Annotated in this window: 25 protein-coding genes and 1 pseudogene; 15 read left to right on the plus strand and 11 right to left on the minus strand. The window is 74.2% G+C overall.

The genetic code is table 11. The features are described 5' to 3' along the window. The first annotated feature begins 1 nt into the window (after position 1). Both OG689_RS12010 and OG689_RS12015 read left to right on the plus strand, forming a co-directional pair. Entirely contained in the window at positions 2-490 is a 489-nt protein-coding gene (locus OG689_RS12010) for an acyl-CoA thioesterase (RefSeq protein WP_266320040.1), read from the plus strand. Between the two features lie 3 nt (positions 491-493). Then, positions 494-1045, plus strand: a complete 552-nt coding sequence (locus OG689_RS12015; RefSeq protein ID WP_266320042.1) for a flavin reductase family protein — start codon at positions 494-496, stop codon at positions 1043-1045. A 74-nt stretch (positions 1046-1119) separates the two neighbouring features. Here OG689_RS12015 and OG689_RS12020 read toward each other — a convergent pair whose 3' ends face one another. Together OG689_RS12020 and OG689_RS12025 are read right to left on the minus strand one after the other, a co-directional pair. Next, complete coding sequence (locus OG689_RS12020) at positions 1120-2493, minus strand: cytochrome P450 (RefSeq protein WP_266320043.1); 1374 nt, start codon at positions 2491-2493, stop codon at positions 1120-1122. Then, positions 2490-3470: a DUF1702 family protein gene (locus OG689_RS12025; protein ID WP_266320045.1), complete on the minus strand. Its 981-nt coding sequence runs from the start codon at positions 3468-3470 to the stop codon at positions 2490-2492. The genes OG689_RS12020 and OG689_RS12025 overlap by 4 nt, the downstream gene beginning before the upstream one ends. Positions 3471-3656: 186 nt before the next feature. Between OG689_RS12025 and OG689_RS12030 the strand changes: the two genes are divergently transcribed. Then, complete coding sequence (locus tag OG689_RS12030) at positions 3657-4634, plus strand: hypothetical protein (RefSeq protein ID WP_266320046.1); 978 nt, start codon at positions 3657-3659, stop codon at positions 4632-4634. Between the two features lie 144 nt (positions 4635-4778). On the opposite strand, the gene OG689_RS12035 is transcribed toward OG689_RS12030, so the two are convergent. Next, a complete protein-coding gene (locus tag OG689_RS12035; RefSeq protein ID WP_266320048.1) occupies positions 4779-5378 on the minus strand; it encodes a TetR/AcrR family transcriptional regulator in 600 nt (199 codons plus the stop codon). Between the two features lie 118 nt (positions 5379-5496). On the opposite strand from OG689_RS12035, the gene OG689_RS12040 reads away from it, so the two are divergent. Both OG689_RS12040 and OG689_RS12045 read left to right on the plus strand, forming a co-directional pair. Next, complete coding sequence (locus tag OG689_RS12040) at positions 5497-6861, plus strand: carotenoid oxygenase family protein (RefSeq protein WP_266320050.1); 1365 nt, start codon at positions 5497-5499, stop codon at positions 6859-6861. 146 nt (positions 6862-7007) lie between these two features. Beyond that, complete coding sequence (locus OG689_RS12045; protein WP_266327040.1) at positions 7008-7775, plus strand: helix-turn-helix transcriptional regulator; 768 nt, start codon at positions 7008-7010, stop codon at positions 7773-7775. A 63-nt stretch (positions 7776-7838) separates the two neighbouring features. Here OG689_RS12045 and OG689_RS12050 read toward each other — a convergent pair whose 3' ends face one another. The 7 genes from OG689_RS12050 to OG689_RS12080 form a co-directional block, all read right to left on the minus strand. Beyond that, entirely contained in the window at positions 7839-9137 is a 1299-nt protein-coding gene (locus tag OG689_RS12050) for an AarF/UbiB family protein (RefSeq protein WP_266320051.1), read from the minus strand. A 223-nt stretch (positions 9138-9360) separates the two neighbouring features. Beyond that, on the minus strand, positions 9361-10101 hold the full coding sequence (locus tag OG689_RS12055) for a maleylpyruvate isomerase family mycothiol-dependent enzyme (RefSeq protein WP_266320052.1): 741 nt from the start codon (positions 10099-10101) through the stop codon (positions 9361-9363). Then, a complete protein-coding gene (locus OG689_RS12060) occupies positions 10098-11141 on the minus strand; it encodes an NAD-dependent epimerase/dehydratase family protein (protein WP_266320053.1) in 1044 nt (347 codons plus the stop codon). The genes OG689_RS12055 and OG689_RS12060 overlap by 4 nt, the downstream gene beginning before the upstream one ends. 234 nt (positions 11142-11375) lie before the next feature. Further along, the gene (locus OG689_RS12065) at positions 11376-11840 is read right to left on the minus strand and encodes a hypothetical protein (RefSeq protein WP_266320054.1); all 465 of its coding nucleotides are present in this window, start codon (positions 11838-11840) and stop codon (positions 11376-11378) included. After that, positions 11837-12352, minus strand: coding sequence for an RNA polymerase sigma factor (locus OG689_RS12070; RefSeq protein WP_266320055.1), 516 nt, complete (start codon positions 12350-12352; stop codon positions 11837-11839). Before OG689_RS12070 ends, OG689_RS12065 begins: the two co-directional genes overlap by 4 nt. Before the next feature lie 14 nt (positions 12353-12366). Then, complete coding sequence (locus OG689_RS12075; protein ID WP_266320056.1) at positions 12367-13290, minus strand: alpha/beta hydrolase; 924 nt, start codon at positions 13288-13290, stop codon at positions 12367-12369. A 242-nt stretch (positions 13291-13532) separates the two neighbouring features. Further along, a complete protein-coding gene (locus OG689_RS12080) occupies positions 13533-14834 on the minus strand; it encodes a diaminopimelate decarboxylase (protein ID WP_266320058.1) in 1302 nt (433 codons plus the stop codon). A 175-nt stretch (positions 14835-15009) separates the two neighbouring features. Here OG689_RS12080 and OG689_RS12085 point away from each other — a divergent pair, with 175 nt between their 5' ends. The 4 genes and pseudogenes from OG689_RS12085 to OG689_RS12100 form a co-directional block, all read left to right on the plus strand. Next, positions 15010-15453 carry a helix-turn-helix transcriptional regulator gene (locus OG689_RS12085; protein ID WP_266320059.1) on the plus strand — a complete coding sequence of 148 codons (444 nt, stop codon included), beginning with the start codon at positions 15010-15012 and terminating at the stop codon, positions 15451-15453. A 10-nt stretch (positions 15454-15463) separates the two neighbouring features. After that, entirely contained in the window at positions 15464-15874 is a 411-nt protein-coding gene (locus OG689_RS12090; RefSeq protein ID WP_266320060.1) for a VOC family protein, read from the plus strand. A gap of 234 nt (positions 15875-16108) precedes the next feature. Further along, complete coding sequence (locus OG689_RS12095) at positions 16109-18514, plus strand: excinuclease ABC subunit UvrA (protein WP_266320061.1); 2406 nt, start codon at positions 16109-16111, stop codon at positions 18512-18514. Between the two features lie 64 nt (positions 18515-18578). Beyond that, positions 18579-19034, plus strand: a pseudogene (locus OG689_RS12100) (alpha/beta fold hydrolase); the annotation flags it as partial. Positions 19035-19159: 125 nt separating this feature from the next. Here OG689_RS12100 and ddaH read toward each other — a convergent pair. Beyond that, positions 19160-20017: a dimethylargininase gene (gene ddaH / locus OG689_RS12105; protein ID WP_266320063.1), complete on the minus strand. Its 858-nt coding sequence runs from the start codon at positions 20015-20017 to the stop codon at positions 19160-19162. Positions 20018-20431: 414 nt separating this feature from the next. On the opposite strand from ddaH, the gene dhbA reads away from it, so the two are divergent. The 6 genes from dhbA (at position 20432) to OG689_RS12135 (ending at position 26024) form a co-directional block, all read left to right on the plus strand. Beyond that, positions 20432-21181, plus strand: coding sequence for a 2,3-dihydro-2,3-dihydroxybenzoate dehydrogenase (gene dhbA, locus OG689_RS12110; RefSeq protein ID WP_266320064.1), 750 nt, complete (start codon positions 20432-20434; stop codon positions 21179-21181). 107 nt (positions 21182-21288) lie between these two features. After that, the gene (locus tag OG689_RS12115) at positions 21289-22476 is read left to right on the plus strand and encodes an isochorismate synthase (RefSeq protein ID WP_266320065.1); all 1188 of its coding nucleotides are present in this window, start codon (positions 21289-21291) and stop codon (positions 22474-22476) included. Then, positions 22473-24065 carry a (2,3-dihydroxybenzoyl)adenylate synthase gene (locus OG689_RS12120; protein ID WP_266320067.1) on the plus strand — a complete coding sequence of 531 codons (1593 nt, stop codon included), beginning with the start codon at positions 22473-22475 and terminating at the stop codon, positions 24063-24065. The genes OG689_RS12115 and OG689_RS12120 overlap by 4 nt, the downstream gene beginning before the upstream one ends. Positions 24066-24079: 14 nt before the next feature. Beyond that, entirely contained in the window at positions 24080-24712 is a 633-nt protein-coding gene (locus OG689_RS12125; RefSeq protein ID WP_266320068.1) for an isochorismatase family protein, read from the plus strand. Next, positions 24709-25521, plus strand: a complete 813-nt coding sequence (locus OG689_RS12130) for an ABC transporter ATP-binding protein (RefSeq protein ID WP_266320070.1) — start codon at positions 24709-24711, stop codon at positions 25519-25521. Before OG689_RS12125 ends, OG689_RS12130 begins: the two co-directional genes overlap by 4 nt. Further along, the gene (locus tag OG689_RS12135) at positions 25518-26024 is read left to right on the plus strand and encodes a GNAT family N-acetyltransferase (protein WP_266320071.1); all 507 of its coding nucleotides are present in this window, start codon (positions 25518-25520) and stop codon (positions 26022-26024) included. The genes OG689_RS12130 and OG689_RS12135 overlap by 4 nt, the downstream gene beginning before the upstream one ends. Positions 26025-26080 lie beyond the last annotated feature (56 nt).

The raw sequence follows: 26080 nt of genomic DNA on the forward strand, positions 1-26080 counted from the left end.
CATGCAGCCGTTCTACGAGTACCGCCACCTCGTCGGGTTCGAGGAGACCAACCTGGTCGGCAACGTGTACTACGTCAACTACCTGCGCTGGCAGGGGCGCTGTCGGGAGATGTTCCTGCGGGAGCTGGCCCCCGAGGTGCTCGCGGACATCCGCGACGACCTGAAGCTGTTCACCCTCAAGGTGGACTGCGAGTTCTTCGCGGAGATCACCGCCTTCGACGAGCTGTCGATCCGGATGCGGCTGCAGGACCTCACCCAGACCCAGATCGGCTTCGCCTTCGACTACGTCCGGCTGCCCGCCGGCGGCGGCGAGGAGCTGGTCGCCCGGGGTCAGCAGCGGGTCGCGTGCATGCGCGGGCCGAACAACGACACCCGGCCGACCAGGGTCCCGGAGCAGCTGCGCCAGGCCCTGGAGCCGTTCACGGCGGCGCCCGTCGGCGCCGCCGCGCGGGCCGCCGCGCGGCCCGTCCCCGTCCCGAGCGAGGCGTAGCCGATGACCTCGACCGACAGACTGCCCGCGGGCGGCCCGGCGACCGCCCGGGCCGGCCACCAGCGCCCCACCCACGACCGGAGCGAACTGCGCGGCGTGCTGGGGAGGTTCGCCACCGGTGTCACCGTGCTCACGGCCGGCCGGACCGCCCCCCGGGGCATGACGGCCAACTCCTTCACCTCGGTCTCGCTGGACCCGGCGGTGATCCTGGTCTGCGTGCTGCGGACGGCCGCCGTGCACGAGACCATCCTGGCCGAGCAGGCCTTCGCCGTCTCGGTCCTCTCGGGCGGCCAGGAGAAGGCGGCCCGGCACTTCGCGGACCGCCACCGACCCCGCGGCGCCGAGGAGTTCGAGGCCGTGGAGACCGTCCCCGGCCGGTTCACCGGGGCACCCGTGCTGGTCGGCGCCCAGGCCTGGCTGGAGTGCGAGCTGACCGCCGAGTACGACGGCGGCGACCACTCGATCTTCCTCGGCTCGGTGCTGGACATCGGCCGCGCTCCGGCCGACGACCCGCTGCTCTACTTCGCGGGCGGCTTCCAGCGGTTGGACGACTGACCGACCGCCCCGCCCGTGAAGGAGCCCCCCGGCCGTGCACCCGGCCGGGGGGCTCCTTCACGGGCGGGACCGGGTCAGTCGACCGGGTGCACGGTCATCGGCAGACCGCCCTGGACCCGCAGGGTCAGCATCGGCTCCGGCCGGACCACATGGCCGGGCGCCTTCGCCAGCTTCAGCTCACGGACGACGGCCGCGATCACCACGGTCGCCTCCAGCAGACCCAGGCTGCTGCCCACGCAGTAGCGCGGGCCGGCGCCGAACGGGATGTAGCTGTAGCGGTGCCGGCTGCCCGCCCGGTCCGGTGCGAACCGCTCCGGGTCGAAGCGGTCCGGCGCCTCCCAGAAGTCGGGGTGGCGGTGCAGGGTGTACGGGCAGATCAGCACCTCGGCGCCGGCCGGCACGTGGAACCCGCCGATCTCGTCCTCCTGCTGCGCCTTGCGGGGCAGGATCCAGACCGGCGGGTGGAGCCGCATCACCTCCTCCAGCACCATCGAGGTGTAGGTCAGCCGGTGCAGGTCCTCGGGGGTGGGTTGACGGTCCCCCAGCACGCTCACCACCTCGGCGTGCACCTTCTCCCACACCAGCGGGTGCTGGTCGAGCTCGGTGAAGGTCCAGCTGAGCGTGGAGGCGGTGGTCTCGTGCCCGGCCAGCAGCAGGGTCACCAGCTCGTCCCGCATCCGCTGCCGGCGGACGGCCTCGTCCGGCTCGGCGGCGGTCGCCTCGATCAGCCGGGAGAGCACGTCGTCGCCGTCCTCGGCGGGACGCGCGGCGCGTTCGGCGGCCAGCTCCGCGGTGATCCGCTCCAGGTCGGCGCGGGCCCGGCGGAAGCGCCGCTGCTGGGGCAGCGGCAGCCACGACGGGACGGCGCTGAGCGACATCATCTCGAAGATCGCCTGGTCCTGGACCACCTCGAAGGACTCCCCGATGGAGTCGTAGGCGCCCAGGTCCGCGTCGAGCAGGGTCCGGCCGAGGATGCCCAGGGTGAGCCCGGTCATCTCCTCCCGGATGTCGACCGGGCCGCCGCCGGCGTGCGCGCGCAGCCGGGCGACCAGCTTGGCCGCCTCCTCCGCGATCACGCCGGTCTGCCGGGCGATCCGGCGGGGCTGGAAGACCGGCTGGATGACCTTGCGCTGGGCGCGCCACAGATCGCCCTCGCTGGTCAGCAGCCCGTCGCCGAGCGCCCGGCGGGCGTGCACCAGGCCGATGCCCTTGTGGTAGTTGGCCGCGTTGTCGGCCAGCACCCGCTTGGCGTGGTCCGGGTGGTTGAAGAAGAACAGCGTCTTGGGGCCGAGCGGCAGCCGCACGGCGTCGCCGTAGCGCAGCGCCGCCGAGGTCATCACGGTGAGCCGGTCGCGCGCCATGCTGGCCAGCAGGGCCGGGGCCCGGCGGGCCGGCGGGCCGGGCGGGAGCCGCCGGGCGCGGGTGCGCGCGGCGTCGGGGACGCTCATGCGACCACGTCGCCCTGGGCGACCAGCTGCTCGGCGATCCGCCGGCGCCACACCTCGTACGCGGGCACCGCGCCGTCCACCACCGGGACGGGTCGGGCCTTGTCGCAGAGCGCGGCCGCCTGCTGCGGCGTCAGGTCGCAGAAGAACCGGGCCGCCAGTTCGGTGTGCGGGGTGACCAGGCCGGCCTCCACCCGCGCGGTGGCGGCGAAGGCGGAGGCCTGGGCGACCTGCGTACGGTACTTGCCGGCCCGCCGCAGGAAGAGACGCAGCTCGGCCTCGTCGCCGCCGCCCGCGTAGGTCGCGGCCAGTCCGGCGCCGCTGTAGAGGTCCTCCCGGCGGGACTCGGGGAACCGGTCGATCAGGTCGGCCACCACGTCGGGGGCGGAGCCGCCGACGAACCACATGGCACGGCCGATGCCCTGGTCGAGCGCCCGGTCCGAGTAGCCCGCGGGGGCGCCGGCCGGCCACGGGAAGCGGCGCTCCTGGTAGTGCTCGTGGACGTACTTGCGGGTGTGGAAGTACGCCTGGTGGAAGCCGTAGCCGTCGAGCACCAGCCAGCGCAGCAGCGGGTCCGGCGGGCTGACCGCGGCCCAGCGGAACCTCGGCAGCCGGGCCATCGCCCAGCCCACGCCGACGTAGACCATGTAGCTGTGGTGGCGGCCGCGGCCGGCGAGCAGGTCGGCCACCTTGCGGCCGTTGCCGAGGCCGAAGCCGTCCAGCATCGCGGCGCCCATTCCGGCGCCCTCGTAGGCGAATCCCCGGAATTGCTCGGGAATCTCCTCCAGCCGCGTCTCGGCGTCGGCGACCGTCCGCGCCTCCATCACGTAGGCGTATCCGGTGAGAAAGGTCGCGCCGACGGTCTCCAGGAGGTCCCGGGAATCCGCGCTCTTCTCGTGGAAGCCTCGCTTGGAAAGCAGTGTTTCCGAATGATCTGGGGTCAGAATGCGGCGCCTGAGCGCACGCCAAGAACCCGCCATGGTTTTCCTCCGGGGATCGGGGCTGCTATCGGGCGCAGCTCTCCAACCGAAATCCTTGCGGTCCGCCCGAAGGGCCGTCTACTTCGAACGTGCCCAGCCGAGAGCACGACGGAAGAAGACGTGGCGACTCCGTCCCCCCCAGAATCAAGCCGTCCCGCACCGCCCCTCCAGAGGAAGAACACCTACGTGAGTGATCTCAAGCGTGCGCCGGCGCCCGTCACCGAGGCCGACCGTACCTCGCTCTTCGTCAGTGGGAGCTTTCCGCGTCGCCGCGGACTCCTGGTACTGCTGAGCGCCGCTTTCGGCCTGTTCCTCTCCTACGCCTGGTCCTCGAAACTGGTGGACACCGAGATCGGCGTCAACACGGCCAACGCCCTGCTCGGCCACGACGCCCACGGGACGCCGATCGCGAGTGTCGCGTCGGGTGTGCTGTTCGCGTTCGTGACCGGCCTGGCCGGCTCGTTCACGGCCTGCAACATCGCGGTGTTCGGCGCGGTGGGCCCGATGGTGGGCAGCAGCGGCTCGCGCCGCGAGAAGCTCCTGCACACGGCCGGGCCGCTGGGCTGGATGGCGGTCGGGATGATCCCGGTGTCGGCCGCGTACGGCGCGCTGGTCGGGATCGTCGGCACCCGGATGCCGCAGTTCTCGACGGCCTCGGCGCCGGCCGGCACGATCTCGGCGCGCAGCGCCCAGTCGATGATCGCCTTCGGTCTGATCGGCCTGGCCATGATCGTGCTGGGGCTGGCCGCGGCGGGCGTGGTGAAGGACCCGCTGGGACCGTTGTCCCGGCGGTTCCCGAACGCCCCGATGGTGGTGCTGGGCGCGCTGGTCGGCGGGTTCCTGATCGGGCGCCCGTACCCGCTGTTCCGGGACCTCTTCCGGCACGCCGCGAGCACGCACAACCCGCTGTACGGCGCCGCGGCCTTCACCCTGCAGTCGCTGGGCAACATCCTGGTGATGTCGGTGCTGGTGGTCGCGCTGACGTACGGGCTGGGCGGTCGGCTGCGGCGCCTGCTGTCGGCCTCGCCGGGGCGGGTGGCGGCCGTGACGGCCGCGGCCTTCCTGGTGGCCGGCGTCTTCACGCTGGTGTACTGGGACGTGCGGATCCTGGGCCGGCTGGGCTACATCTGGTGGCCCACGGCGCCCTGGAACGCCCCGCACTGACCGGAGCGGCACCGCGGCGGGCCCGGGCGCACAGCGCGCTCAGGCCCGTCGTCCGCGTGCCCGCTCCGGCACCCTCAGACCAGCCGTCCGCGTGCCCGCTCCGGCACCCTCAGGCCCGTCGTCCGCGTGCCCGCTCCGGCACCCTCAGACCAGCCGTCCGCGTGCCCGCTCCAGCGAGTCCAGGGTCTCGGCCGGGTCGGCGCCGGCGCCCATCAGCAGTCCGCCGACCTGGGCCTCGAAGCAGGTGTCCGCGTCGTTCGGCGGGATCAGGTAGCCGCCGAGTTCGAGGGTGACCAGCCCGTGCAGGGCGATCCACAGCTGGTGGGCCACGGACTGCGGGTCGCCGGGCCGCAGCCGGCCGGTCGCCATGCAGCGGGCGACGGCCCGGACCAGGGTCTCCAGGGTGTAGCGCCCGTGCTGACGGTCCTCGTCGGCGAGCGAGAAGCTGCCGAGCACCGCGCTGCCGAACATCACGTTGTAGAGATTGCGGTGTTCGAGGGCGTTGCGGCGGTACGCCCAGCCGAGGACGGCCACGTCGGCGACCGGGTCCTCGCTCTCGCGGACGTCGGTGAGACTGCGGTTGAGGTAGCTGAAGCCCTCCCGGACCATCGCCCTGACCAGGTCGCCCTTGCCGCCGAAGTGCGTGTAGACCGCCATCGTGGAGGTGCCCACCTCGGCGGCGAGCCGGCGCGTCGACAGCGCCTTGGGGCCCTCCTCCGCGAGCAACCTCGCTGCGGCTTCCACGAGTTGCGGTCCTAGCGTGGGATCGATCTGACGTGGGCTCACCCTTGACATCCTCTCACGGCGGCGCGAACCTTCATACAACAGTGTTATATAACGTCGATATGCAAGGAGACGCCGGATGTCCACCTCCCTCGCCCACAGCACGTCGCACCTCCTGACCGGCGGATACCGGCCGGTCAAGGAGGAGACCACCCGCCGCGACCTGGCCGTCCGCGGCCAGCTCCCGCCCGAGCTCGACGGCACCCTGCTGCGGATCGGCGCCAACCCGCTCGGCGCGCACGACCCCGCGCTCGACCACGCCTTCGCCGGCGACGCGATGGTCCACGGCCTGCGGCTGCGCGGCGGCCGCGCCGAGTGGTACCGCAACCGCTGGCTGCGCAGCGACCGGGTCGCCCGCGCCCTCGGCGAACTGCCCACCCCCGGCCCCCGCCGGGGCCTCGGCGACACCGCCAACGCCGGCCTGGTCCGGCACGCCGGCCGCACCCTCGCCCTCGGCGACGGCGGCGCGCTCCCGGTCCAGATCGGCGACGAGCTGGAGACGCTCGCCCGGATCGACTTCGACGGCACGCTGCCCGCCGGCTTCGCCGCCCACCCGGTCTGCGACCCGCTGACCGGCGAACTGCACGCCCTCACCCACGACCACACCCTGCCGCACCTGACCCACCTCACCGTCGACGCGCACGGCAAGGTCCGGCGGGCCGAGCCGATCACCGTCAAGGGCACCCCGATGGTGCACGCCTTCTCACTGACCGACCGCCACGCGATCGTCTACGACCTGCCGGTCACCTTCGACCCGAAGGCGGCCGACGCCGGCTCCCGCGTCCCCTACACCTGGGACGACAACCACGGCGCCCGGCTCGGGCTGCTGCCGCGCGAGGGCTCCGACGCCGACGTCCTGTGGCTGGAGATCGACCCCTGCTTCGTCTTCCACCCGGTCAACGCCTACGAGGAGGGAGACCGGACGGTCATCGACGTGATCCGCCACGAGCGGGCCTTCGACCGCGACCAGCTGCACCCCACCGAGTCCACCCCCACCCTGTGGCGCTGGACCGTCGACCGCCGCCACGGCACCGTGGGCGAGCACCGGCTCGACGGCCGGGCGCAGGAGTTCCCCCGGATCGACGAGCGCTTCGCCGGCTCCCGCCACCGTTACGCCTTCACCGTGGGCCTGCGGGCGGGCGAGGGCTTCGCGCTGGCCGGCCCGACGCTGCTGCGGCACGACCTGGCCGCCGGGGTGACGGACGCCCACGACCTTGGACCCGGCCGGGAGGCCGGCGGAGCGGTCTTCGTCCCGCGCGCGGCGCACGCCCCCGAGGGTGACGGCTGGCTGCTCACCTTCGTCCACGACGCCCGCGCCGACCGGGGCGAGCTGATCGTGCTCGACACCGCCCGGTTCACCGGCCCGCCGGTGGCCGTCGTACCGCTGCCGGTCCGCGTCCCGCACGGATTCCACACCCAATGGGTAGCGTCCGCGCACGGATGATCAAAATCGGTCCAAAAAGGCACCATTGCGTCCATCGGCCCCCCTCGCTAGGCTCAATCCGCCAATGCAGCAGCACAAATAGGGCATCCACCCCAGGGGAATGGAGAGCTTCCTTGCATGACGCTGTCGAGCGAGCCGTCGCGACGATGTGGGAACGGTTCGACGAACCATTGACACTGACCGATATCGCGGATACGGCAATATTGAGCAAGTTCTACTTCTCACGCGTATTCCGCACGTTGACCGGCACCTCGCCCAGCCGCTTCCTCGCCGCCGTCCGGCTCTGCATGGCCAAGAAGCTGCTGCTGGAGACCTCGGTGAGCGTCACCGACATCTCCATCATGGTCGGATACAACAGTTTAGGTACCTTCACCAGCCGTTTCACCCGCAGTGTCGGCGTCCCGCCGGCACGGTTCCGACTGATGTGCCAGCTCGGCATGAGTGCCGCCCCCAGCGCCCTGCGCCCCGGAAACCCCGCCGCCCACCGCGGATCCGTCCACGGCGAGGTGTACGTCCCCGAATCGCCCCACCCGATCCGCATCTATGTCGCCGCCTTCAAGGAATCGATCCCCGAAGGCCAGCCGAAGTCCTGCGACATCCTCGACGGCCCCGGCGGCTACCGGCTGATCGGCCTGCCGGACGGGCAGTGGTCCGTCCGGGTCGCGGTGGTGTCCAGGCGCCCACTCGACCCCCGCCCGATGGTGCGCCAGCCCCTGTTCATCGGGGCGGTCCAGAAGCCGGTGGTGATCTCCGGCGGCAAGGCCGTCGAGGCCGACATCCTGACCCGCCCGCCGTGCAACCTGGACATCCCGATCCTGCTCGCCCTGCCCGAACTCGACGGCTGGCAGCCCCTGGAGGCGGCGCTCCCGATCAGGGCGTCCGAGGTGACCGCCGCGGTCGTCCCCGGCGCCTGACCGGCCGGGACGCGCCGGCCCCCGACGGGCGGGATGGTCAGCAGGAACCATCCCGCCGGGCCCTCAGTCGCCCGGTCGGCCGTCCGGCGCACCGACGGCCTGCATCAGGACCGGCACCGCCTCGCCCTGGAAGTCCACCCCGGGGTCGAAGCTGTGGATCATGCCCTCCAGCACCAGCAGCGACAGCAACGGGAAGGCGAACTCCGCCGCCGCGAAGATCCCGAACTTGCGCTGCAGCTTGAACAACCGGGGCGCGAACGCGGCCAGGTTGAAATCCGCCGCGACCACCGCGGAGGCGTCCCCGACCAGTTCCTCGACCGCCGCCCGGAACGCCTCCTCGTCGAAGTCCTCGGGCACCCGGGCGGCACTCTCGATCACGATCTCGGCGCAGCGCCGGCCCTGACCGAGCGCCATGCTGAGGAAGAACTCGCCGAAGTGCCGGCGCACCCGGTCGGGCAGCCGCACCACGAACCCGGCGTCCAGCATCACGACGTCGCCGGCGGCGTCCAGCCGCAGGTTGCCCGGATGCAGGTCGCAGTGGACCAGTCCGTCCAGGAACAGCATCTGGTACACCGTGCGCAGCACCCGCTGCATGGCGTCCCGGCGCTCCTGCGGGCTGTAGGGCTCCGGGCGGAAGTCCCGCAGGTCGTCCAGGAATTCCATCACCAGCACCTGGTCGCCGCCGAAGCCCTCCACCGGCGCCGGCAGCCGGACCCCCTTCACCCCCGCCAGGTTGGCCCGCAGCTGCGTCAACGAGGCCCGCTCGGCGGCCAGATCGGCCTGCGCCAGCACCGCGGTGCCGACCTGGCCGAGCATCTCCTCGGCCGGCAGCCGGCGCATCCCGGGCAGCTTGCCGGCCGCCCGGGCCAGCGCCCCGGCGAGCCGGAAGTCCCCGCTCATCACCGGGACGATGCCCGGCCGCCGGACCTTGACCGCGACCACCGTGCCGTCGGCCAGCACCGCGCGGTGCACCGTGGCGATGCTCCCGCTGCCGACCGGCTCCCACTCGAAGGAGGCGAACGGCCACTGCTCGACCGGCCCGAACTCCTCGGTCAGCACGGCCGTCAGCGCCTCCCGGGACGGCGGCGGCACGGTGTCGGTCAGCCGCGCCAGCTCGCCGCACCACCGCTCCGGCAGCAAGTCCCGCCGGGTGCTGAGCAGTTGGCCGACCTTGACGTAGAACGGGCCGAGCTCGGTCAGCATCGCGGGCGCCGCCACGGCGAGCCGCGCCGAGACGGTGCCCTCCTCGCCGCGGCGGAACACCGCCCCGCCCACCGCCCGCCCCGCGTGCCGCAGGGCGATCGATCCGATCCTGACCGCCCGGCGGCCGAGGCCGGCCCCGCCGGCGTGCGCGTCACTCATGAGAGCCTCCATCGTCGACTGTGCGCGTCCCCGGTCCGGTTCGGATCGGCCCTACAGATGATCAGCACCCACGGGCCGCGGGTCTTCTCCCAACGTGCCCGGTCCGCCGCCCGGCGCCGGTCCCCCGGTCCGCCCGCGGCCGCGGCGCCCGCGCAGCGCGAAGCCGCGGCCCGGCGCCCGTACCCGGGCGGGCCGTGGCCGCACCGCGCCGCCCGTCCTGCTGTCAGCGCCCCGCCACCGGTGCGTCCGCCGGCTCCGCCGCCGGGGCCTCGACCGCCTGCTCCGGCGGGCTGAACGGCCCCCAGGTGAAGGCGGGAAGCCAGCGCCCGGGCGGCCCGCTCCAGTCCAGCCGGGAGATCTGCGCGAGGGTGCGCCGCCCGGTCAGCGAGCGGAAGAGGTCGTGCCGGTGCCCCCGCACGGTGATCCCGGGCTCCCCCTGGCCGATCACCCAGTCGGCGCCGGGCGTCTCGACCCGCAGCGCGGGCAGGCCCTGCGCGACGACGGTCAGGCCCATCCCCAGCACCACCAGGTCCAGCGAGGCCGGGTACGCGGGGTGGGCGGCGGGCACCGGATCGCCGAGCGCCTGCCGCAGGTCCAGCTCGTGGGTCAGCGCGTCCATCGTCATGATGATCCCGCGCAGCCCCTCGGACCGCTCCGGCACCCGGGCGGACAGCCCCGGCCAGCGGCCCAGCAGCTCCGCCAGGCCGGCCTCCTCGTCCGGGTCCGGGTGCTCCAGCGGCAGGACCTGCGTACCGTCGCCGACCGCCCGGCAGACGTCGGCCAGATGGGCGACCAGATCCCGTACGGTCCACCCCGGGCAGGCCGGCACCGCGGTGCCGGCGACCTCCGGGCGGCCCGCCAGCAGCGCGGTGATGCTCTCCCTGGTCAGGTCGTAGCCGAGCTTGTCGGGCACCCGCACCCAGCGCTCCGGGGCCGCCGCCGACACCTCCCGCGCCGCGGTCATCCCCGCTCCCCCGCCCGCCCGGCCGGGTGGCGCAGCAGCCCGGCCTGTCCGTCCGTCAGCAGGCCGCGCCGGTGCAGCCAGCGGACGGTGTCCGCCATCGTCGCGGCCACCGGTCGCGCCGCGATGCCGTGCGGCGCGGCCCCCTCGGCCGGCACCGCCACCGCGCAGGTGTAGACGGCCCCGTATTCGGCCGGGATGTGCCAGGGCCAGACGTGCTGCACCGCGCCGGTCAGCAGCCCGAACGGCAGCATCGCGCGGGCCGGCAGGTACATCGCCGGCAGCCGCCGCCCGGTGACCTCCCGGACCGTCCGGACGTACTCGCGGGTGGTCAGGTAGTGCTGCGGACCGAAGTGGCGGGCCGGGCCGTCCGCCGGAGCGGTGACCAGCGCCGCGTGCATCGCGGCGGTGTCCCGGACGTCCCCGATCGGCAGCCCGCCGCCGGGCCAGAGTGGCATCAGCCCGCGCAGCTCGTTGCGCAGCCGGGAGTTCTGGTCCCCGAGGTGCGGGTCGTGCGGGCCCAGCAGCGCCGGCGGGTAGGTGATCACCACCGGCGCCCCCGCCGCCTGGTGGCGGCGGGCCACCCCCTCGGCCGCCGCCTTGGTCGCCAGGTACACCTCGCGGGGCGCGCCGACCGGCGAGTCGGTACGGATCACCGGCCCCTCGGCCGGGAACAGCGCTCCGACGCTCGACACGTGGACGACCCGCGCCGCGCCGGCCGCCAGCGCGGCGGCCAGCACCAGCTCCGTGCCACGGACGTTGGTCCGCCGCATCTCGTCCGCACGCCGGCTGTCGAAGGAGTACACCGACGCCGCGTGCAGCACCGCCTCGGCGCCGGTCACCGCCTTCGCCACCGCACCCTCGTCGGTCACGTCCCCGACCACCACCTCGACCGCGCCGGGATCGACGCCGAGCGGCCGCAGTGCCCGGCCCACCCCGGCCTCGTCCCGGACCAGCAGGCGCACCTGGCAGCCCGCCCGCAGCAGGGCCGCGACCGAATGGGCGCCGACGAACCCGGTGCCACCCGTCACGCACACCAGCATCCGGAACTCCTCTCTCCTGCACCGGCGGGCGCGCGCGTCTCTCCAGGCACGGCGGTCCGCCTCCTCGGGTCCTGCGCGGGGCGGCGTCCGGCCCGGCAGGGGCGGACGCCCGAAGCCATCCTGGTGGCAGCGCGGGCGGCTTGGCTTCTCGCAACGTGCCTCGCCGGACGGGGGTGCCACCTGCCGGCGCGCCGGCGTCGGCGCCGCACCTCCCCGCGCACACCCGTCGCCGCCTCACGCCCGCAGGTCCGGATGCTCCGCGAAGCGCCGCACCGCCCGGTCGCCGAGCGAGTCCAGCACCGGCCGGAGCAGCCGCGCCCCCGGCAGCCGGAACCCCCCGAGCGAGCCGAACCGGGTGCCGTCGCCCTCCGGCGTCGCGGCCATCGCCCCGACCACGAAGCGGCTGCGCATCAGGCACCAGCCCGGCCGCAGCACCACCTCGAAGTCGGCCCGCTGCCCCAGGGTGCCCACCGCCCTGGCCCGCAGCCGCTCGCCCACCACGTCGGTGATCGTGAAGGACTTCACCGTGGAGAGCAGGACGGGGAGTTGGGTCTCCAGGTCGGACGCCACCGCCCAGACCCGCTCCAGCGGGACGGGCAGCACGATCTCACCGTGGTGCAGGGCACCGGGCAGGGTCCGCGCCAGCACGCGCAGCCGCCGGACCGGGTCGAGTTCGGCCACCGGCATGTCATGGCTCATGATTCCCACACCTTCCGAAAGCTCTGCCGGGCCCGGTGGAGCCGCGACCGTACGGTGCCGGGCGGTACGGCCAGCACCGCGCTGGCCGTCGCCTCGTCCACCCCCTCCAGGTCACGCAGCACGAGCACCGCCCGGTGCTCGGCGGTCAGCCGCGCCAGCACGTCACCGACATCGGTGGCGAGCTGCTGGTCAGCGCCGCCGGCGACCTCCTCCACCGGGTCGCCGGACAGCCGCTTCGCACGGACGGCGACCCGCACCGCCTCCCGGACCGCGATCGCCCTCACCCAACCGAACAGAGCCGCGTGGTCGCGCAGTTGTCCGATGCTGCGAAGCACCACGATCAGCGCCTCCTGGGCCGCGTCCGGCCCGTCCTGCAGGGCGATCGGACCGCAGATCCGCCCGACGTACGGTGCCAGCAGGTCCATCAGGTCGCCGAGCGCGATCGGGTCGCCGCGCTGCGCCGCGCGGACCAGCGCGGGATCCAGCTGCGGACGCGCGGCCGTCCCGGTCACCGGCGGCCCGCCGTTCACGCCCGGCCGAAGTGCTCGCGCGCCACCGCCGCGACCACCTCGGGGATCTCCTCGGCCAGCAGGTGGCCGCCGGGCACCACCCGGACGGTCAGCGCCTCGGTGAAGTCCTGCGCGCCGACCAGCGGCTGCGGGCGCACCACCGGGTCCCGGTCGCCCAGCAGCACCAGGGTGGGCACCGTCAGCCGCTGGTCGCGGAACCGGCCCCCGGCCAGCGCCGGAATGTCGTGCAGCACGAACTGCCACAGCAACTGCTCGCCCGCCCGGGCGCGTTGCGGCGCCGTACAGGCCCGCGCGAACTCCTGCACGGCACTCTCCTCGATCCCGGCCGCCCGGCCCGCCCAGTACCGCAGCATGGCGCGGGTGAGGGCGGGCCAGTGCCGCAGCACCCGCCGTCCGACCCCGGGATACTCCCAGAGGGCGGTGTACCAGTACCGCCAGGCGTACAGGGGGAGGCCGAACCGGCGCCGCGGCCAGGGATGCGCGCTGTTCACCGCGAGGAAGGCACTGAACCGCTCCGGCGCCGCCAGGCACAGCCGGAAGCCCAGCCACCCGCCGGACTGGTGCCCCACCAGCCGCACCCGCTCCAGCCCGAGCGCGTCCAGCACCCCCAGGACGTCCTCCAGCAGGCCGGCGCTGTCGTAACCGCCCGACGGCGCGTCGGACCAGCCGCAGCCCCGCAGGTCGATCGCGAACACCCGCCGATCGCGGGCGAGTTCGGGCATCAGCCGCCGCCAGGCGTACCAGTGCTGAGGGAACCCGTGCAGCAGCACCACCGCCTCCGCCGGGCCCGTCGCATCCCCTGCGGCCGGACCTGCCTGCGCCACGTGGAACCGCACCCCGCGCACGGTCACGAAGCGATGGGACACCCCCTCGACCGGCGGGAACGGACGATCCGGCGCGATCCGGTCCTGGACGCTCATCACGACACCCCCGACCCGCCCGTACGGACCGACCCGGCACGGTCCCCACCGCACCGCCCGGGCAGCCGAACCGGCGGCCCCTCCTGCCCCCTGCCCTGCCCCCTGCGGCCGATGGCCGCGGAACGAACCCTCATCGCTTCCCCTCCGTGCGATCCGGTGCGATCACTGTCGAAGGGAAGAGGCCGCGGACCGCCCGCATCACTCCCGTGATCCGCGTCACACCGGCGGGAGGACCGCCCGGGTCAGCCGCCCGTCCGGGTCAGCAGCTCGTCCAGGGTCTGGGCCGCCCGCAGCAGCTCGAACCGCACGGTGCCGTCGGCCTCGATCAGGGCGCCGTGCACCGCCGGCTCGAGCAGGCTGTTGTAGCCGAAGGGGTTCGACGCGTAGTACGCCCCGGTGTCCAGCAGCGCGACCAGGTCACCGGGCTCCAGCAGCGGCATCGGCCGGGCCCGGGCGACCAGGTCGCCGGCGAAGCAACACGGCCCCGCGACGTCCTGGGGCACCGGCGGCCCGCCCTTGGCCGCTCCGGTGCCGTCGTGCGCGCTGATCCGCAGCGGCCACGCCTCCGGCAGGAAGACGGTCCGCGCGGCGACCTGCACGCCGGCGTGGGTGATCGCGATCCGCCGCCCGCCGGCGGTCTTGGTGTACTCGACGTACGCGGCGGTGAACCCGTTCTTCGCCAGCAGCGAGCGCCCGAACTCGGTGACCAGCCGGTACCGGCCGCCGAAGAGGGCCGGTACCCGGGCCCGGAGCAGGGCCACGTACGCGTCGAAGCCGGGTGCCGTGTCGTCGCTGCCGAAGTCGACCGGGAGCCCGCCGCCGATGTCGATGCCCGTCACCTGGCGCCGGCCGAGCCGGCGGTCGACCTCCTCGGCGAATTCGACCGCCCGGGCAATGCCCTCGGCGACCAGCTCCGGCGGGCAGCCCTGCGAGCCGACGTGCACGTGCACCCAGGTGAGCCAGGGCCGGTCCCGATAGGCGCGCAGCAGCCGCTCGGCGCTCCCGTCGTCCGCCAGCGGGACGCCGAACTTCGAGGTCGCGGTGGCGGTGCTCGTACCGGCGATCGACCCGCCGCCGACCTGCGGGTTGACCCGGACCCCGAGCCGGGAGGACGACCGCCGGCCCGCCAGGATCCCGTCGATCCGATCCAGTTCCTGGAAGCTGTCCGCGTTCACCGCGATCCCGAGGTCCAGCGCGCGGCGCAGCTCGCCCCGGGTCTTGGCCGGGGAGTCGAGGACGATCCGCCCCGGGTCGAAGCCGGCCGCCAGCGCCTGGGCCAGCTCCCCGGGGCCGGCCACCTCGCACCCCATGCCGAGGCGGCGCAGCCGCTCCAGCACGGGCACCAGGCAGTTCGCCTTGGCCGCGAAGGCGTGCAGCACCTCGACCCCGTCCGGGAAGGCGCGCCGCAGGGCCGCGACGCTCGCCGCGACGCCGTCCAGGTCGACGAAGCCCGCCAGCAGCGCGTGCTCCGGGTCCAACAGGCCCTCGCGCACCGCAGCCCGGAGGATCCGTTCCCGCCGCCCGGCCGCCTGCGAGCTGCTCATCGCCGTGTCCTCCGCCGGTCGCCGGTGCCCGTCCGGTGTGCTCCCGGGCGGTACCTCCAGACTGTCAGCGGTACCGCGACCTGTCCCCCGTACCGCGCCGACGGCCGGGGCGGGGCCGGGGCGCACCGGCCGGAGGGCCGGACACCCGCCCCCGCCCTGTGGCACGATCGCTTGGGTGAGCACCAAGGGCGCCGCGGCGCAGCACCTGAGCGACCTCGCGCGGCTGCGCCGGGTCCGTGACCGGATCGACCGCGAGTACGCCCAGCCGCTGGACGTCGAGGCGCTGGCCCGCGGCGCGAACATGTCGGCCGGGCACCTCAGCCGCGAGTTCCGGCTCGCCTACGGCGAATCGCCGTACAGCTACCTGATGACCCGGCGCATCGAGCGGGCGATGACCCTGCTGCGGCGCGGCGACCTCAGCGTCACCGACGTCTGCTTCGCGGTCGGCTGCTCCTCGCTCGGCACCTTCAGCACCCGCTTCACCGAACTGGTCGGGATGCCGCCCAGCACCTACCGGCGGCTGGCCGCGGACGCCACCGAGGGGATCCCTTCCTGCGTGGCGAAGCAGGTGACCAGACCGGTCAGGAATCAAGAAGCGCGGCCCCCGGCCCGCGGTTAGCGTGATCGTCATGGACCTCACCATTCACTGGACCTTCCTCCCGCACAACGACCCGGAGGCCTCGCTGGCCTTCTACCGGGACAGCCTCGGGTTCGAGGTGCGCAACGACGTCGGCTACGGCGGGATGCGCTGGCTCACGGTCGGCCCCGCCGACCAGCCCGGGACCTCCATCGTCCTGGAGCCGCCGGCCGCGGACCCGGGCGTCACCGAGGACGAGCGCCGCACCATCACCGAGATGATGGCCAAGGGCAGCTACGCCCGCATCGTGCTGGCGAGCGCCGACCTCGACGGCACCTTCGACCGGCTGAAGGCCGCCGGCGCCGAGGTCGTGCAGGAGCCGACCGAGCAGCCGTACGGGGTGCGTGACTGCGCCTTCCGCGACCCTGCGGGCAACCTCGTCCGGATCAACGAGGCCCGCTGAGCCCTCCGCCCGCCACGGCGCCCCCGCTGCCGGGGCCGCACCGGGACGGGCTGCGCCGCCCGCGCCGCCGGCTGCGGCGAACCGGCCCCAGCGGCCGGAGCGGCGTGGAAACCTTGGTCACCGCGCCGGACGCGGCCCCGCCCGGCGCGGGACCGCCTGCCCGAAGCCGGCCGGATCGCGCCGGGCGACGCCGGCGGGGCCCGCCCAGGGGCCCGCCCGAGAGAGGGAGACAGGATGAGCAAGGCCACGAGGACGGACCCGCGACCGGAGGAGCCGCACGCCGCCGACCGCCACGATCTGATCCGCGTGCACGGCGCGCGGGTGAACAACCTCAAGGACGTCAGCGTCGAGATCCCCAAGCGGCGGCTGACGGTGTTCACCGGCGTCTCCGGCTCGGGCAAGAGCTCCCTGGTGTTCAACACGATCGCGGCCGAGTCGCAGCGGCTGATCAACGAGACCTACAGCGCCTTCGTGCAGGGCTTCATGCCGACCCTGGCGCGGCCCGAGGTCGACGTCCTCGACGGGCTGACCACCGTGATCAGCGTCGACCAGCAGCGCCTCGGCGCCGACCCCCGCTCCACGGTCGGCACCGCCACCGACGCCAACGCCATGCTGCGCATCCTCTTCAGCCGGCTCGGCGAGCCGCACATCGGCCCGCCCAGCGCGTACGCCTTCAACGTCCCCTCGGTCCGGGCCAGCGGCGCGATCACCGTCGAGCGTGGCGCGAAGAAGACGGTGAAGGCGACCTTCAACCGCACCGGCGGCATGTGCACCCGCTGCGAGGGCCGGGGCGCGGTCTCCGACATCGACCTCACCCAGCTCTACGACGACTCCAAGTCGCTCGCCGAGGGCGCGTTCACCATCCCCGGCTGGAAGTCGGACAGCTTCTGGACGGTGCGGGTCTACGCCGAGTCGGGCTTCCTCGACCCGGACAAGCCGATCCGCAAGTTCACCAAGAAGGAGATGCACGACTTCCTTTACCGGGAGCCGACCAAGGTGAAGGTCGAGGGGGTGAACCTCACCTACGAGGGGCTGATCCCCAAGATCCAGAAGTCCTTCCTGGCCAAGGACAAGGAGGCCCTGCAGCCGCACATCAGGGCCTTCGTGGAGCGGGCGGTCACCTTCACCACCTGCCCCGAGTGCGACGGCACCCGGCTCGCCGAGGGCGCCCGGTCCTCGAAGATCGGGCGGATCAGCATCGCGGACGCCTGCGCCATGCAGATCAGCGACCTGGCCGACTGGGTCCGCGGCCTCGACGAACCCTCCGTGGAACCGCTGCTGGACGCCCTGCAGCAGAGCCTGGACGCCTTCGGTGAGATCGGGCTGGGCTACCTCTCGCTGGACCGGCCGTCGGGGACGCTGTCCGGCGGCGAGGCGCAGCGGGTCAAGATGATCCGCCACCTCGGCTCCTCGCTCACCGACATCACCTACGTCTTCGACGAACCCACCATCGGTCTGCACCCCCACGACATCCAGCGGATGAACGAGCTGCTGCTGCGGTTGCGGGACAAGGGCAACACGGTGCTGGTGGTGGAGCACAAGCCGGAGACCATCGCGATCGCCGACCACGTCGTCGACCTCGGGCCCGGCGCCGGCTCCGGGGGTGGCACCGTCTGCTTCGAGGGCACCGTCGAAGGGCTGCGGACCGGCGGCACCGTCACCGGCCGCCACTTCGACGACCGCGCCGCCGTCAAGGAGTCGGTGCGCAAGCCGACCGGCGCGCTGGAGGTCCGCGGGGCGACGGCGAACAACCTGCGCGACGTCGACGTCGACATCCCGCTCGGGGTGCTCGCCGTGGTCACCGGTGTCGCCGGCTCCGGCAAGAGCTCGCTGGTGCACGGGTCGCTGGTGAAGGGCCCGGCGGCCGCCGAGCAGGGGGTGGTGTCGATCGACCAGAGTGCGATCCGCGGCTCCCGGCGGAGCAACCCGGCGACGTACACCGGGCTGCTCGACCCGATCCGCAAGGCGTTCGCGAAGGCCAACGGCGTGAAGCCGGCGCTGTTCTCCGCGAACTCCGAGGGTGCCTGCCCGACCTGCAACGGCGCGGGCGTCGTCTACACGGACCTGGCGATGATGGCCGGTGTGGCCAGCGTCTGCGAGGAGTGCGAGGGCAAGCGGTTCGAGGCGTCGGTGCTGGACCACCACCTGGGCGGCCGCGACATCAGCGAGGTGCTGGCGATGTCGGTGAGCGAGGCCGAGGAGTTCTTCGGCTCCGGCGAGGCGCACACCCCCGCCGCGCACCGCGTCCTGGAGCGGCTCGCCGACGTCGGGCTCGGCTACGTCAGCCTCGGCCAGCCGCTCACCACGCTGTCCGGCGGCGAGCGGCAGCGGCTCAAGCTGGCCACCCACATGGGTGAGAAGGGCGGCGTGTACGTGCTCGACGAGCCGACCACGGGTCTGCACCTCGCCGACGTCGAGCAGCTGCTCGGCCTGCTCGACCGGCTGGTCGACTCCGGCAAGTCGGTGATCGTCGTCGAGCACCACCAGGCGGTGATGGCGCACGCCGACTGGATCATCGACCTGGGGCCCGGCGCCGGCCACGACGGCGGCCGGATCGTCTTCGAGGGCACGCCCGCCGACCTGGTCGCCGCCCGCTCCACCCTCACCGGAGAGCACCTCGCGGCGTACGTGGGCGCCTGACCCGGGGTGCCCCTGGCGCCCCTTGACGGCGGCCGACCCCGGGCGGCGCCTCGGCACCCTCTTCGTGAAGCCCGGTGGCCCCGGCGGACCCGGGACGGTCCAGGTGCATCAGAACTACGAGGACCTCCCGCAGGAGGTGCGGGACCGGTTCGACATCGTCAGCTGGGACCCTCGCGGAGTCGGCAACAGCACCGCCGTCAACTGCTTCGACACGCCTCAGGAGGCCGCGGAACGGGCCGCGGGCAAACCCGCCGGGTTCCCGGTGGGCGAGCAGGAACGGGCGGCGTGGATCGCCGCCTACCGGGCGCTGGGCGAACGCTGCGAGCAGCGGCACCCCGAGCTTCTGCGCCATGTGTCGACCGCCGGGACCGCGCACGACCTCGACCTGCTCCGCCAGGCGGTGGGCGAGCCACGGCTCACCTACCTCGGCGTCTCCTACGGCACGATCCTCGACGCCACCTACGCGAACCTGTACCCCGACCGGGTCCGCGCGATGGTCCTGGACAGCAACATCGACCCGCAGGCCTGGACGAACCCACAAGGTCCCGGCCCGGCGTCCGCCAGGAGCGCCGGACCGGGACTCCGTCGTGCCTGCCGGGCCAACCGGTGCCGCCCCGGGCCGGCACCCGGCCTTCCGGGCGGCCGCTACGGACGCAGCTCCAGCGTGCAGCACTTGACGCTGCCTCCGGCGCGCAGCAGCTCCGTCAGATCGACGCCGATCGGCTCGAAGCCGCGCTCGCGGAGCTGGCGGTGGAGCCCGACGGCGGCCTCCGGCAGCAGTACGTGGCGACCGTCGGAGAGCGCGTTGAGGCCGAAGACCTCGGCGTCCTCGGCGGCGGCGAGGACGGCGTCCGGGAAGAGCTCGCGCAGGACGGCCCGGCTGCCGGGGCTGAACGCCTCCGGGTAGTACATGACCTCGTCGTCGGAGAGCACCGCGAGGGCGGTGTCGAGGTGGTAGAACTTCGGGTCCACCAGCGTCAGGCCGGTCACGGGCAGGCCGAAGAACTCCTGGGCCTCGGCGTGCGCGCGGGGGTCGGTGCGGAAGCCGCTGCCGGCCAGGATCCTGCGGCCGACGGTCAGCAGGTCACCCTCGCCCTCGTTGATGTGCTCGGGCCAGTAGACGTCCCGGTAGCCCCGGGCGGTGAACCAGTCGAGGTAGGCGGGCCCTTCGGCGGTGCGCTCGGCATGGCGGAACCGCGCCCCGAACACCCGGCCGTCGACCACGGTGGCGCCGTTGGCCGCGAACACCATGTCGGGCAGGCCCGGGAGCGGCTCGATCACCTCGACGGTGTGGCCGAGGGAGAGGTGGAGGTCGCGCAGGGAGGTCCACTGGGCGAGGGCCAGTGCGCCGTCGACCGGCTTGGCCGGGTCCATCCACGGGTTGATCGAGTAGGTCACGTCGAAGTGGCGCGGCGGGCACATCAGGAAGCGGCGAGGGGTGGCCACGCGGGCCTCCCGGAGCGGGGCGGCGGTCGCCGAGGTGATGGTGTCCGTGGCAGGCATGGAGGTCCTCCGGTCGGGATGCGAATCTGCTGCGGCGTGGGATCGCCACGACGCAACACCCTGGGCCGGCGGGATTGCCTTGGCCTGGGCGGGAATTGAGCGGCGGGGAGGGTGGCAGGCGGCGGCCGGCGCGGATCCGCGCGGGAGCCGCGGACCACCGGAGGAAGAGGCGCCCCCGAGGCCACCTCATCCGATGTGGTTAGGCTAACCTTACTGCAGCACTTCGTGTGCGCGTTCGGCCGACCTGCACCTCGAACCTCGACCCACCCGGAGAGCAACCATGCCGCCCACCGCCGGCAGTGCCGCCGCCACGGCGCCCCCTCTGCACCCCGGCGGGCGACCGGCGGGCCCCGGCCCGGCCGGCGCCGCCCGCCCCGCCGCCGCCGGACCGACCGTCAGAACGGAGGCCTGACCGTGGCCGACCCGACCACCGAGTTCGCCGGCCGCGTCGCCCTGGTGACCGGCGCGGCCCGCGGCATCGGCGCCGCCGTCGCCCGGATGCTGGCCGAACGCGGGGCCGAGGTGATCGCCTCCGACCTGGACGCCCCGGACGGCACCGTCCACCGGCTCGACGTCACCGACGGCGCGGCCGTCGAGGCCCTGGTCGACCGGATCGAGCGCGAACACGGCCCGATCGACGTCCTCGTCAACGTGGCCGGTGTGCTGACCGCCGCCCCCGTGCTGGAGACCACCGACGAGAACTGGGCGCGCACCTTCGCCGTCAACACCACCGGCGTCTTCCACACCTGCCGCGCCGTCGGCCGCCGGATGGCCGACCGCGGGCGCGGCAGCATCGTCACCGTCGGCTCCAACGCCGCCGGGGTGCCCCGCACCAACATGGCGGCCTACGCCGCCTCCAAGGCCGCGACCACCATGTTCGTCCGCTGCCTCGGACTCGAACTCGCCCGCTCCGGCGTCCGCTGCAACCTGGTCTCGCCCGGGTCGACCGACACCGACATGCAGCGCGCCCTGTGGACCGACGACGACGCCGAACAGCGCGTCATAGACGGCGACCCGGCCAGCTACCGGGTGGGCATCCCGCTCGGCCGGATCGCCGCACCCGAGGACGTCGCCGAGGCCGTCGCCTTCCTGGCCGGCGACCGCGCCCGGCACATCACCATGCACGACCTGTACGTCGACGGCGGCGCGACGCTGCGGGCCTGAGCCCGTGCCGGCCCGGCCCCCGCGCCCAACGGGCGGCCCGCCCCGCCCGTCCAGCGATCCCAGTCCCAGCGTCCCGGTGCCCGCACGCACCGGCAGAACGGAGCACCATGACCACGGCTTTCCAGGCCCAGGACGCCCCCTCGGCGGCGCTGCCCGCCGGCGGCACGCTGCTGGCTGCCTACCGGCCGGGGCCGGCGAGGGCGTTCTTCGCCGGCCCCGACGGCACCCTGCTGGCCGAGGGCCGGCGCCGGGCCGTCCCCGACCCAGCCTCGGCCGGACGCCTGCTGGCCGAGGCCCGCAGCGCGCAGGAGGACAACCCCGTCGTGGTCGGGGCGATACCGTTCGCCCCCGGCCGGGACGCCGAGCTCTTCATCCCCGCCCGGGTGCGCCGGGCCGGCGCGGTCCGCGAGAGCCCGCTGCCCCGCCCGCCGCTCGCCCCGGCCGCCGGCCGGGCCTGGAACCAGCGCCCGGTGCCCGCCCCGGAGACGTACCGGACGGCCGTCGCCGAGGCGGTGCGGCAGATGAACGAGGACCCGGAGCTGTCCAAGGTCGTGCTGGCCCGCACCCTCGAACTCACCGCGCCCGGCGGCGCGGACCTCACCACCATGCTGCACCGCCTGATCCACCGCGACCCGAACGGCTACACCTTCGCGGTGCCGGCCGGCGGCGCGGCCACCCTGGTCGGCGCCAGCCCCGAGCTGCTGCTGTCCCGGCGCGGCCGCTCGGTGGTCTCCAACCCGCTCGCCGGCTCGGCCGCCCGGAGCACCGACCCGGTCGAGGACGTGCGCCGCGCCGCCGCCCTGGCGAAGTCCCCCAAGGACCTGGCGGAGCACGCCTTCGTGGTGGACGCCGTCCGCCGGACGCTGGAGCCGTACTGCGACGACCTGGTGGTGCCCGCGCAGCCCTCGCTGATCCGCACCGCCGCCATGTGGCACCTGTCCACCACCGTCAGCGGCACCCTGCGCGACGCCGGCACCAGCGCGCTCGACCTGGCCCTCGCCCTGCACCCCACCCCGGCCGTCTGCGGGACGCCCACCGACCGGGCCCGCGACCTGATCGGCGCCCTGGAGCCCTTCGACCGCGGCCTCTACACCGGCGTGGTCGGCTGGGGCGACGCGGCCGGCGACGGCGAGTGGGTGGTCACCCTGCGCTGCGCCGAGGCCGAGGGGGAGCGCCTGCGGCTGTTCGCCGGCGCGGGCGTGGTCGCCGCCTCCGTCCCGGAGCACGAACTCGCCGAGACCGGCGCCAAGTTCCGAACATTCCTGCACGCCGTCGGACTGGAGGACGCCAAGTGACGCTGTGGCCCGAGGAGTTCGCGGACCGCTACCGCGCGGCCGGGTACTGGACCGGCGAGACGCTGGACACCGTGATCCGCCGGCACGCCGGCAGCCATCCCGGCCGGATCGCCGTCACCGACGGCGACCGTCACTGGAGCTACGCCGAACTCGACCGCCGGGCCGACGTGCTGGCGGCCGGCCTGCTCGCCCGCGGCCTGCGCAAGGGCGACCGGGTGGTCCTCCAGCTGCCCAACGTCGCCGAGTTCTTCGAGGTCTTCTTCGGCGCCCTGCGCGCCGGCGTGGTCCCGGTGATGGCGCTGCCCGCGCACCGCCGCGCCGAGCTCTCGTACTTCTGCGAGTTCACCGAGGCCCGGGCGCTGATCGTGGCGGACCGCCACGCCGGCTTCGACCACCGCGAGCTGGCCCTGGAGGTCACCCGGGCGGTCCCGGCGCTGGGCGAGGTGATCGTGCTCGGCGACCCCGGCCCCTTCACCCCGCTGGAGGAGCTGCGGTCCGCCGGGTCCGCCCCGCCGGCCGACCCGCCGACCGCCTCCGACCTGGCCTTCCTGCAGCTCTCCGGCGGCAGCACCGGCCTGCCCAAGCTGATCCCCCGCAGCCACGACGACTACCTGTACAGCGTGCGCGAGTCGGCGGTGATCTGCGAGCTGACGCCGGGGTCCGTGTACCTGTGCGCGCTGCCCGCCGCCCACAACTTCCCGCTCAGCTCCCCCGGCACGCTCGGCACCTTCCACGCCGGCGGCCGGGTGGTGCTCGCCCCGGACCCGAGCCCGGCCACCGCGCTCGCCCTGATCGAGCGCGAACGGGTCACCCTCACCGGGCTGGTGCCGCCGCTGGCCCTCGCCTGGGCGCAGGCCGCCCCCGCGGCCGGCCGCGACCTGTCCAGCCTGGAACTCCTCCAGGTCGGCGGCGCCAAGCTCAGCGAGGAGGCGGCCCGCCGGCTCGGCCCCGCCCTCGGCTGCCGCCTCCAGCAGGTCTTCGGCATGGCCGAGGGGCTGGTCAACTACACCCGGGTCGACGACCCCGAGGAGACCGTGCTGACCACCCAGGGCCGGCCGATCTCCCCCGACGACGAGGTGAGGATCGTCGACGACGAGGACCAGGACCTGCCCGAGGGCGCCACCGGCCACCTGCTGACCCGCGGCCCGTACACCGTCCGCGGCTACTGGCGGGCCCCCGAGCACAACGCGGTGGCCTTCACCGCCGACGGCTTCTACCGCACCGGCGACGTGGTCCGCCGTACCCCGACCGGCCACCTGGTGGTGGAGGGCCGGGCCAAGGACCAGATCAACCGCGGCGGCGAGAAGGTGGCGGCCGAGGAGGTCGAGAACGTCCTGCTGCGCCACCCCGCCGTGCACGACGTGTCGGTGGTGGCCACCCCGGACGAATACCTCGGCGAACGCAGCTGCGCGTACGTCATCCTGCTCCCCGGCGCCGAACGGCCCCGCCCCGTCGACCTGAAGGCCTTCGTCCGGGCCGGCGGGCTCGCCGACTACAAGGTGCCCGACCGCGTCGAGTTCGTCACCGCCTTCCCCCAGACCGGCATCGGCAAGGTCAGCAAGAAGGACCTCCGCTCCGCCCCGCGCTAGAGAGACCCCGTCACATGCCCCTTCCCACCATCGCCCCGTACGACCTGCCCGGCCCCGACCGGTACCCGGCGCCCAAGGTGCCGTGGCAGGTGGACCCCGCACGGGCCGCCGTGCTCGTCCACGACCTGCAGAACTACTTCCTCGGCGCGTTCCCCGCCGCCGGGCCGCCGCTCGCCCCCGCCCTGGCCAACTCCGCCCGGGTGCTGGCACACGCCCGCGCGCACGGCATGCCCGTCCTCTACTCGCACCAGCGCGGCGGCCAGACGCCCGCCCAGCGCGGCCTCCAACTGGACTTCTGGGGCCCCGGTCTGCCCGCCGACGAGCACGCCCAGGGCGTCCCGGCGATCGTCGCCCCGGCGGCCGGCGACACCATGCTGCTCAAGTGGAAGTACAGCGCCTTCGCCCGCACCGAGCTGGCCGAACTGCTCGCCGCGGCCGGCCGCGACCAGCTCGTCATCGTCGGCGTGTACGCCCACATCGGCGTCATGATGACCGCCTGCGACGCCTGGTCCCGCGACATCCAGGCCTTCGTGGTCTCCGACGCGGTCGCCGACTTCTCGGCCGAGAAGCACCTCGAAGCACTACGCTGGGCCGCCGAGAAGTGCGCCGTCGTCCTCACCACCGACCAGCTCCTGGAGACGAAGTGACCACGCCCCCGGGCCGGTTGTACGCCGAGGCCGTCACCCTCAAATACGGCGACCGGGCCATCGCCACCGATCTGTCCATCGGCGTGCCGGACGGCTCGTTCACCGTCATCGTCGGGCCCAACGCGTGCGGCAAGTCGACCCTGCTGCGGGCCTTCGCCCGGCTGCTGAAGCCCGCCGCCGGGCGGGTGCTGCTGGACGGCGGGCAGATCGGCGCGCTGCCCGCGAAGGAACTCGCCCGCCGGCTGGGCCTGCTGCCGCAGAGCTCCACCGCGCCGGACGGGATCACCGTGGCCGACCTGGTCGCCCGCGGCCGCTACCCCCACCAGGGGCTGCTGCGGCAGTGGTCGCGCGAGGACGACCGGGTGGTCGCCGAGTCGATGGCGGCCACCGACGTGACCGGCCTGGCCGACCGCTTCGTCGACGAGCTCTCCGGCGGCCAGCGCCAGCGCGTCTGGCTGGCCATGGCGATCGCCCAGCAGACCCCGCTGCTGCTGCTGGACGAGCCGACCACCTTCCTGGACATCGCCCACCAGGTCGAGGTGCTCGACCTGTGCGCCCGACTGCACCAGGAGCAGCGGCGCACCCTGGTCGCCGTGCTGCACGACCTCAACCAGGCCACCCGCTACGCGACGCACCTGATCGCCATGCGGGACGGCGCCGTGGTCGCCGAGGGCGCGCCGTCCGAGATCGTCACCGCCGAGCTGGTCGAGCGGGTCTTCGACCTGCCCTGCCAGGTGATCGAGGACCCGCAGACCGGCACCCCGCTGGTGGTGCCGATGGCACCCAGGCACCGGGCCGCCGTCCGGTGAGAGGAACCCTGCGCCCGGCCCCGGTCCGCACCGCGACCGGGGCCGACGCCGAGGCCCTGTACGCGCTCTCCGCGCCGTTCATGCGCAGCGGCGCGCTGCGGCCGCGCACGGTGGCGGACTACCGCCGGCCCGGGGACCGCTTCCTGATGGTGCCCGGCGCGGCCACCGGCGGCGGCCCGGACGGAGAGCTGGACGGCTGCGTCGCGCTGCGGGCGCTGCCGCCCGAACCGCGGCACCCGGCGGCCGGGCTGGTGCACAACTTCTGCGTCCGCGACGGCCGCCAGGGCGCCGGTCTCGGCTCCCGGCTGCTGGCGGCCCTGCTCGCGGAGGCGGGCCGGTGCGGGCTGCGTACGCTCGTCACGGCCAGCACCGGCGACGGCGCGCTGTTCCTGCGCAGCGGCTTCCGGGAGATCCCGGTGGCGCTGGCCCCGCGGTCCTGGGCGGCCGGACTGGACCCGGCCCGCGGCTCACGGGTCTTCGCCCTGACCCTCGACCGGGGCTGACCGACCCCCGCCACCGCGAAGGTCCCTGGAGACCGTCCGACCGGTCTCCAGGGACC

Origin of the sequence: Kitasatospora sp. NBC_00240, assembly GCF_026342405.1 — a bacterium.
GTDB lineage: Bacteria > Actinomycetota > Actinomycetes > Streptomycetales > Streptomycetaceae > Kitasatospora.

What these genes read in the sequence shown, in the direction of transcription:
- OG689_RS12010 (WP_266320040.1), top strand. Translation starts at nt 2, where the DNA reads ATGCAGCCGTTCTACGAGTACCGCCACCTCGTCGGGTTCGAGGAGACC.
- OG689_RS12015 (WP_266320042.1), top strand. Translation starts at nt 494, where the DNA reads ATGACCTCGACCGACAGACTGCCCGCGGGCGGCCCGGCGACCGCCCGG.
- OG689_RS12020 (WP_266320043.1), bottom strand. Translation starts at nt 2,493, where the DNA reads ATGAGCGTCCCCGACGCCGCGCGCACCCGCGCCCGGCGGCTCCCGCCC.
- OG689_RS12025 (WP_266320045.1), bottom strand. Translation starts at nt 3,470, where the DNA reads ATGGCGGGTTCTTGGCGTGCGCTCAGGCGCCGCATTCTGACCCCAGAT.
- OG689_RS12040 (WP_266320050.1), top strand. Translation starts at nt 5,497, where the DNA reads ATGTCCACCTCCCTCGCCCACAGCACGTCGCACCTCCTGACCGGCGGA.
- OG689_RS12045 (WP_266327040.1), top strand. Translation starts at nt 7,008, where the DNA reads ATGTGGGAACGGTTCGACGAACCATTGACACTGACCGATATCGCGGAT.
- OG689_RS12050 (WP_266320051.1), bottom strand. Translation starts at nt 9,137, where the DNA reads ATGAGTGACGCGCACGCCGGCGGGGCCGGCCTCGGCCGCCGGGCGGTC.
- OG689_RS12055 (WP_266320052.1), bottom strand. Translation starts at nt 10,101, where the DNA reads ATGACCGCGGCGCGGGAGGTGTCGGCGGCGGCCCCGGAGCGCTGGGTG.
- OG689_RS12060 (WP_266320053.1), bottom strand. Translation starts at nt 11,141, where the DNA reads ATGCTGGTGTGCGTGACGGGTGGCACCGGGTTCGTCGGCGCCCATTCG.
- OG689_RS12065 (WP_266320054.1), bottom strand. Translation starts at nt 11,840, where the DNA reads ATGAGCCATGACATGCCGGTGGCCGAACTCGACCCGGTCCGGCGGCTG.
- OG689_RS12075 (WP_266320056.1), bottom strand. Translation starts at nt 13,290, where the DNA reads ATGAGCGTCCAGGACCGGATCGCGCCGGATCGTCCGTTCCCGCCGGTC.
- OG689_RS12080 (WP_266320058.1), bottom strand. Translation starts at nt 14,834, where the DNA reads ATGAGCAGCTCGCAGGCGGCCGGGCGGCGGGAACGGATCCTCCGGGCT.
- OG689_RS12090 (WP_266320060.1), top strand. Translation starts at nt 15,464, where the DNA reads ATGGACCTCACCATTCACTGGACCTTCCTCCCGCACAACGACCCGGAG.
- OG689_RS12095 (WP_266320061.1), top strand. Translation starts at nt 16,109, where the DNA reads ATGAGCAAGGCCACGAGGACGGACCCGCGACCGGAGGAGCCGCACGCC.
- ddaH (WP_266320063.1), bottom strand. Translation starts at nt 20,017, where the DNA reads ATGCCTGCCACGGACACCATCACCTCGGCGACCGCCGCCCCGCTCCGG.
- OG689_RS12115 (WP_266320065.1), top strand. Translation starts at nt 21,289, where the DNA reads ATGACCACGGCTTTCCAGGCCCAGGACGCCCCCTCGGCGGCGCTGCCC.
- OG689_RS12125 (WP_266320068.1), top strand. Translation starts at nt 24,080, where the DNA reads ATGCCCCTTCCCACCATCGCCCCGTACGACCTGCCCGGCCCCGACCGG.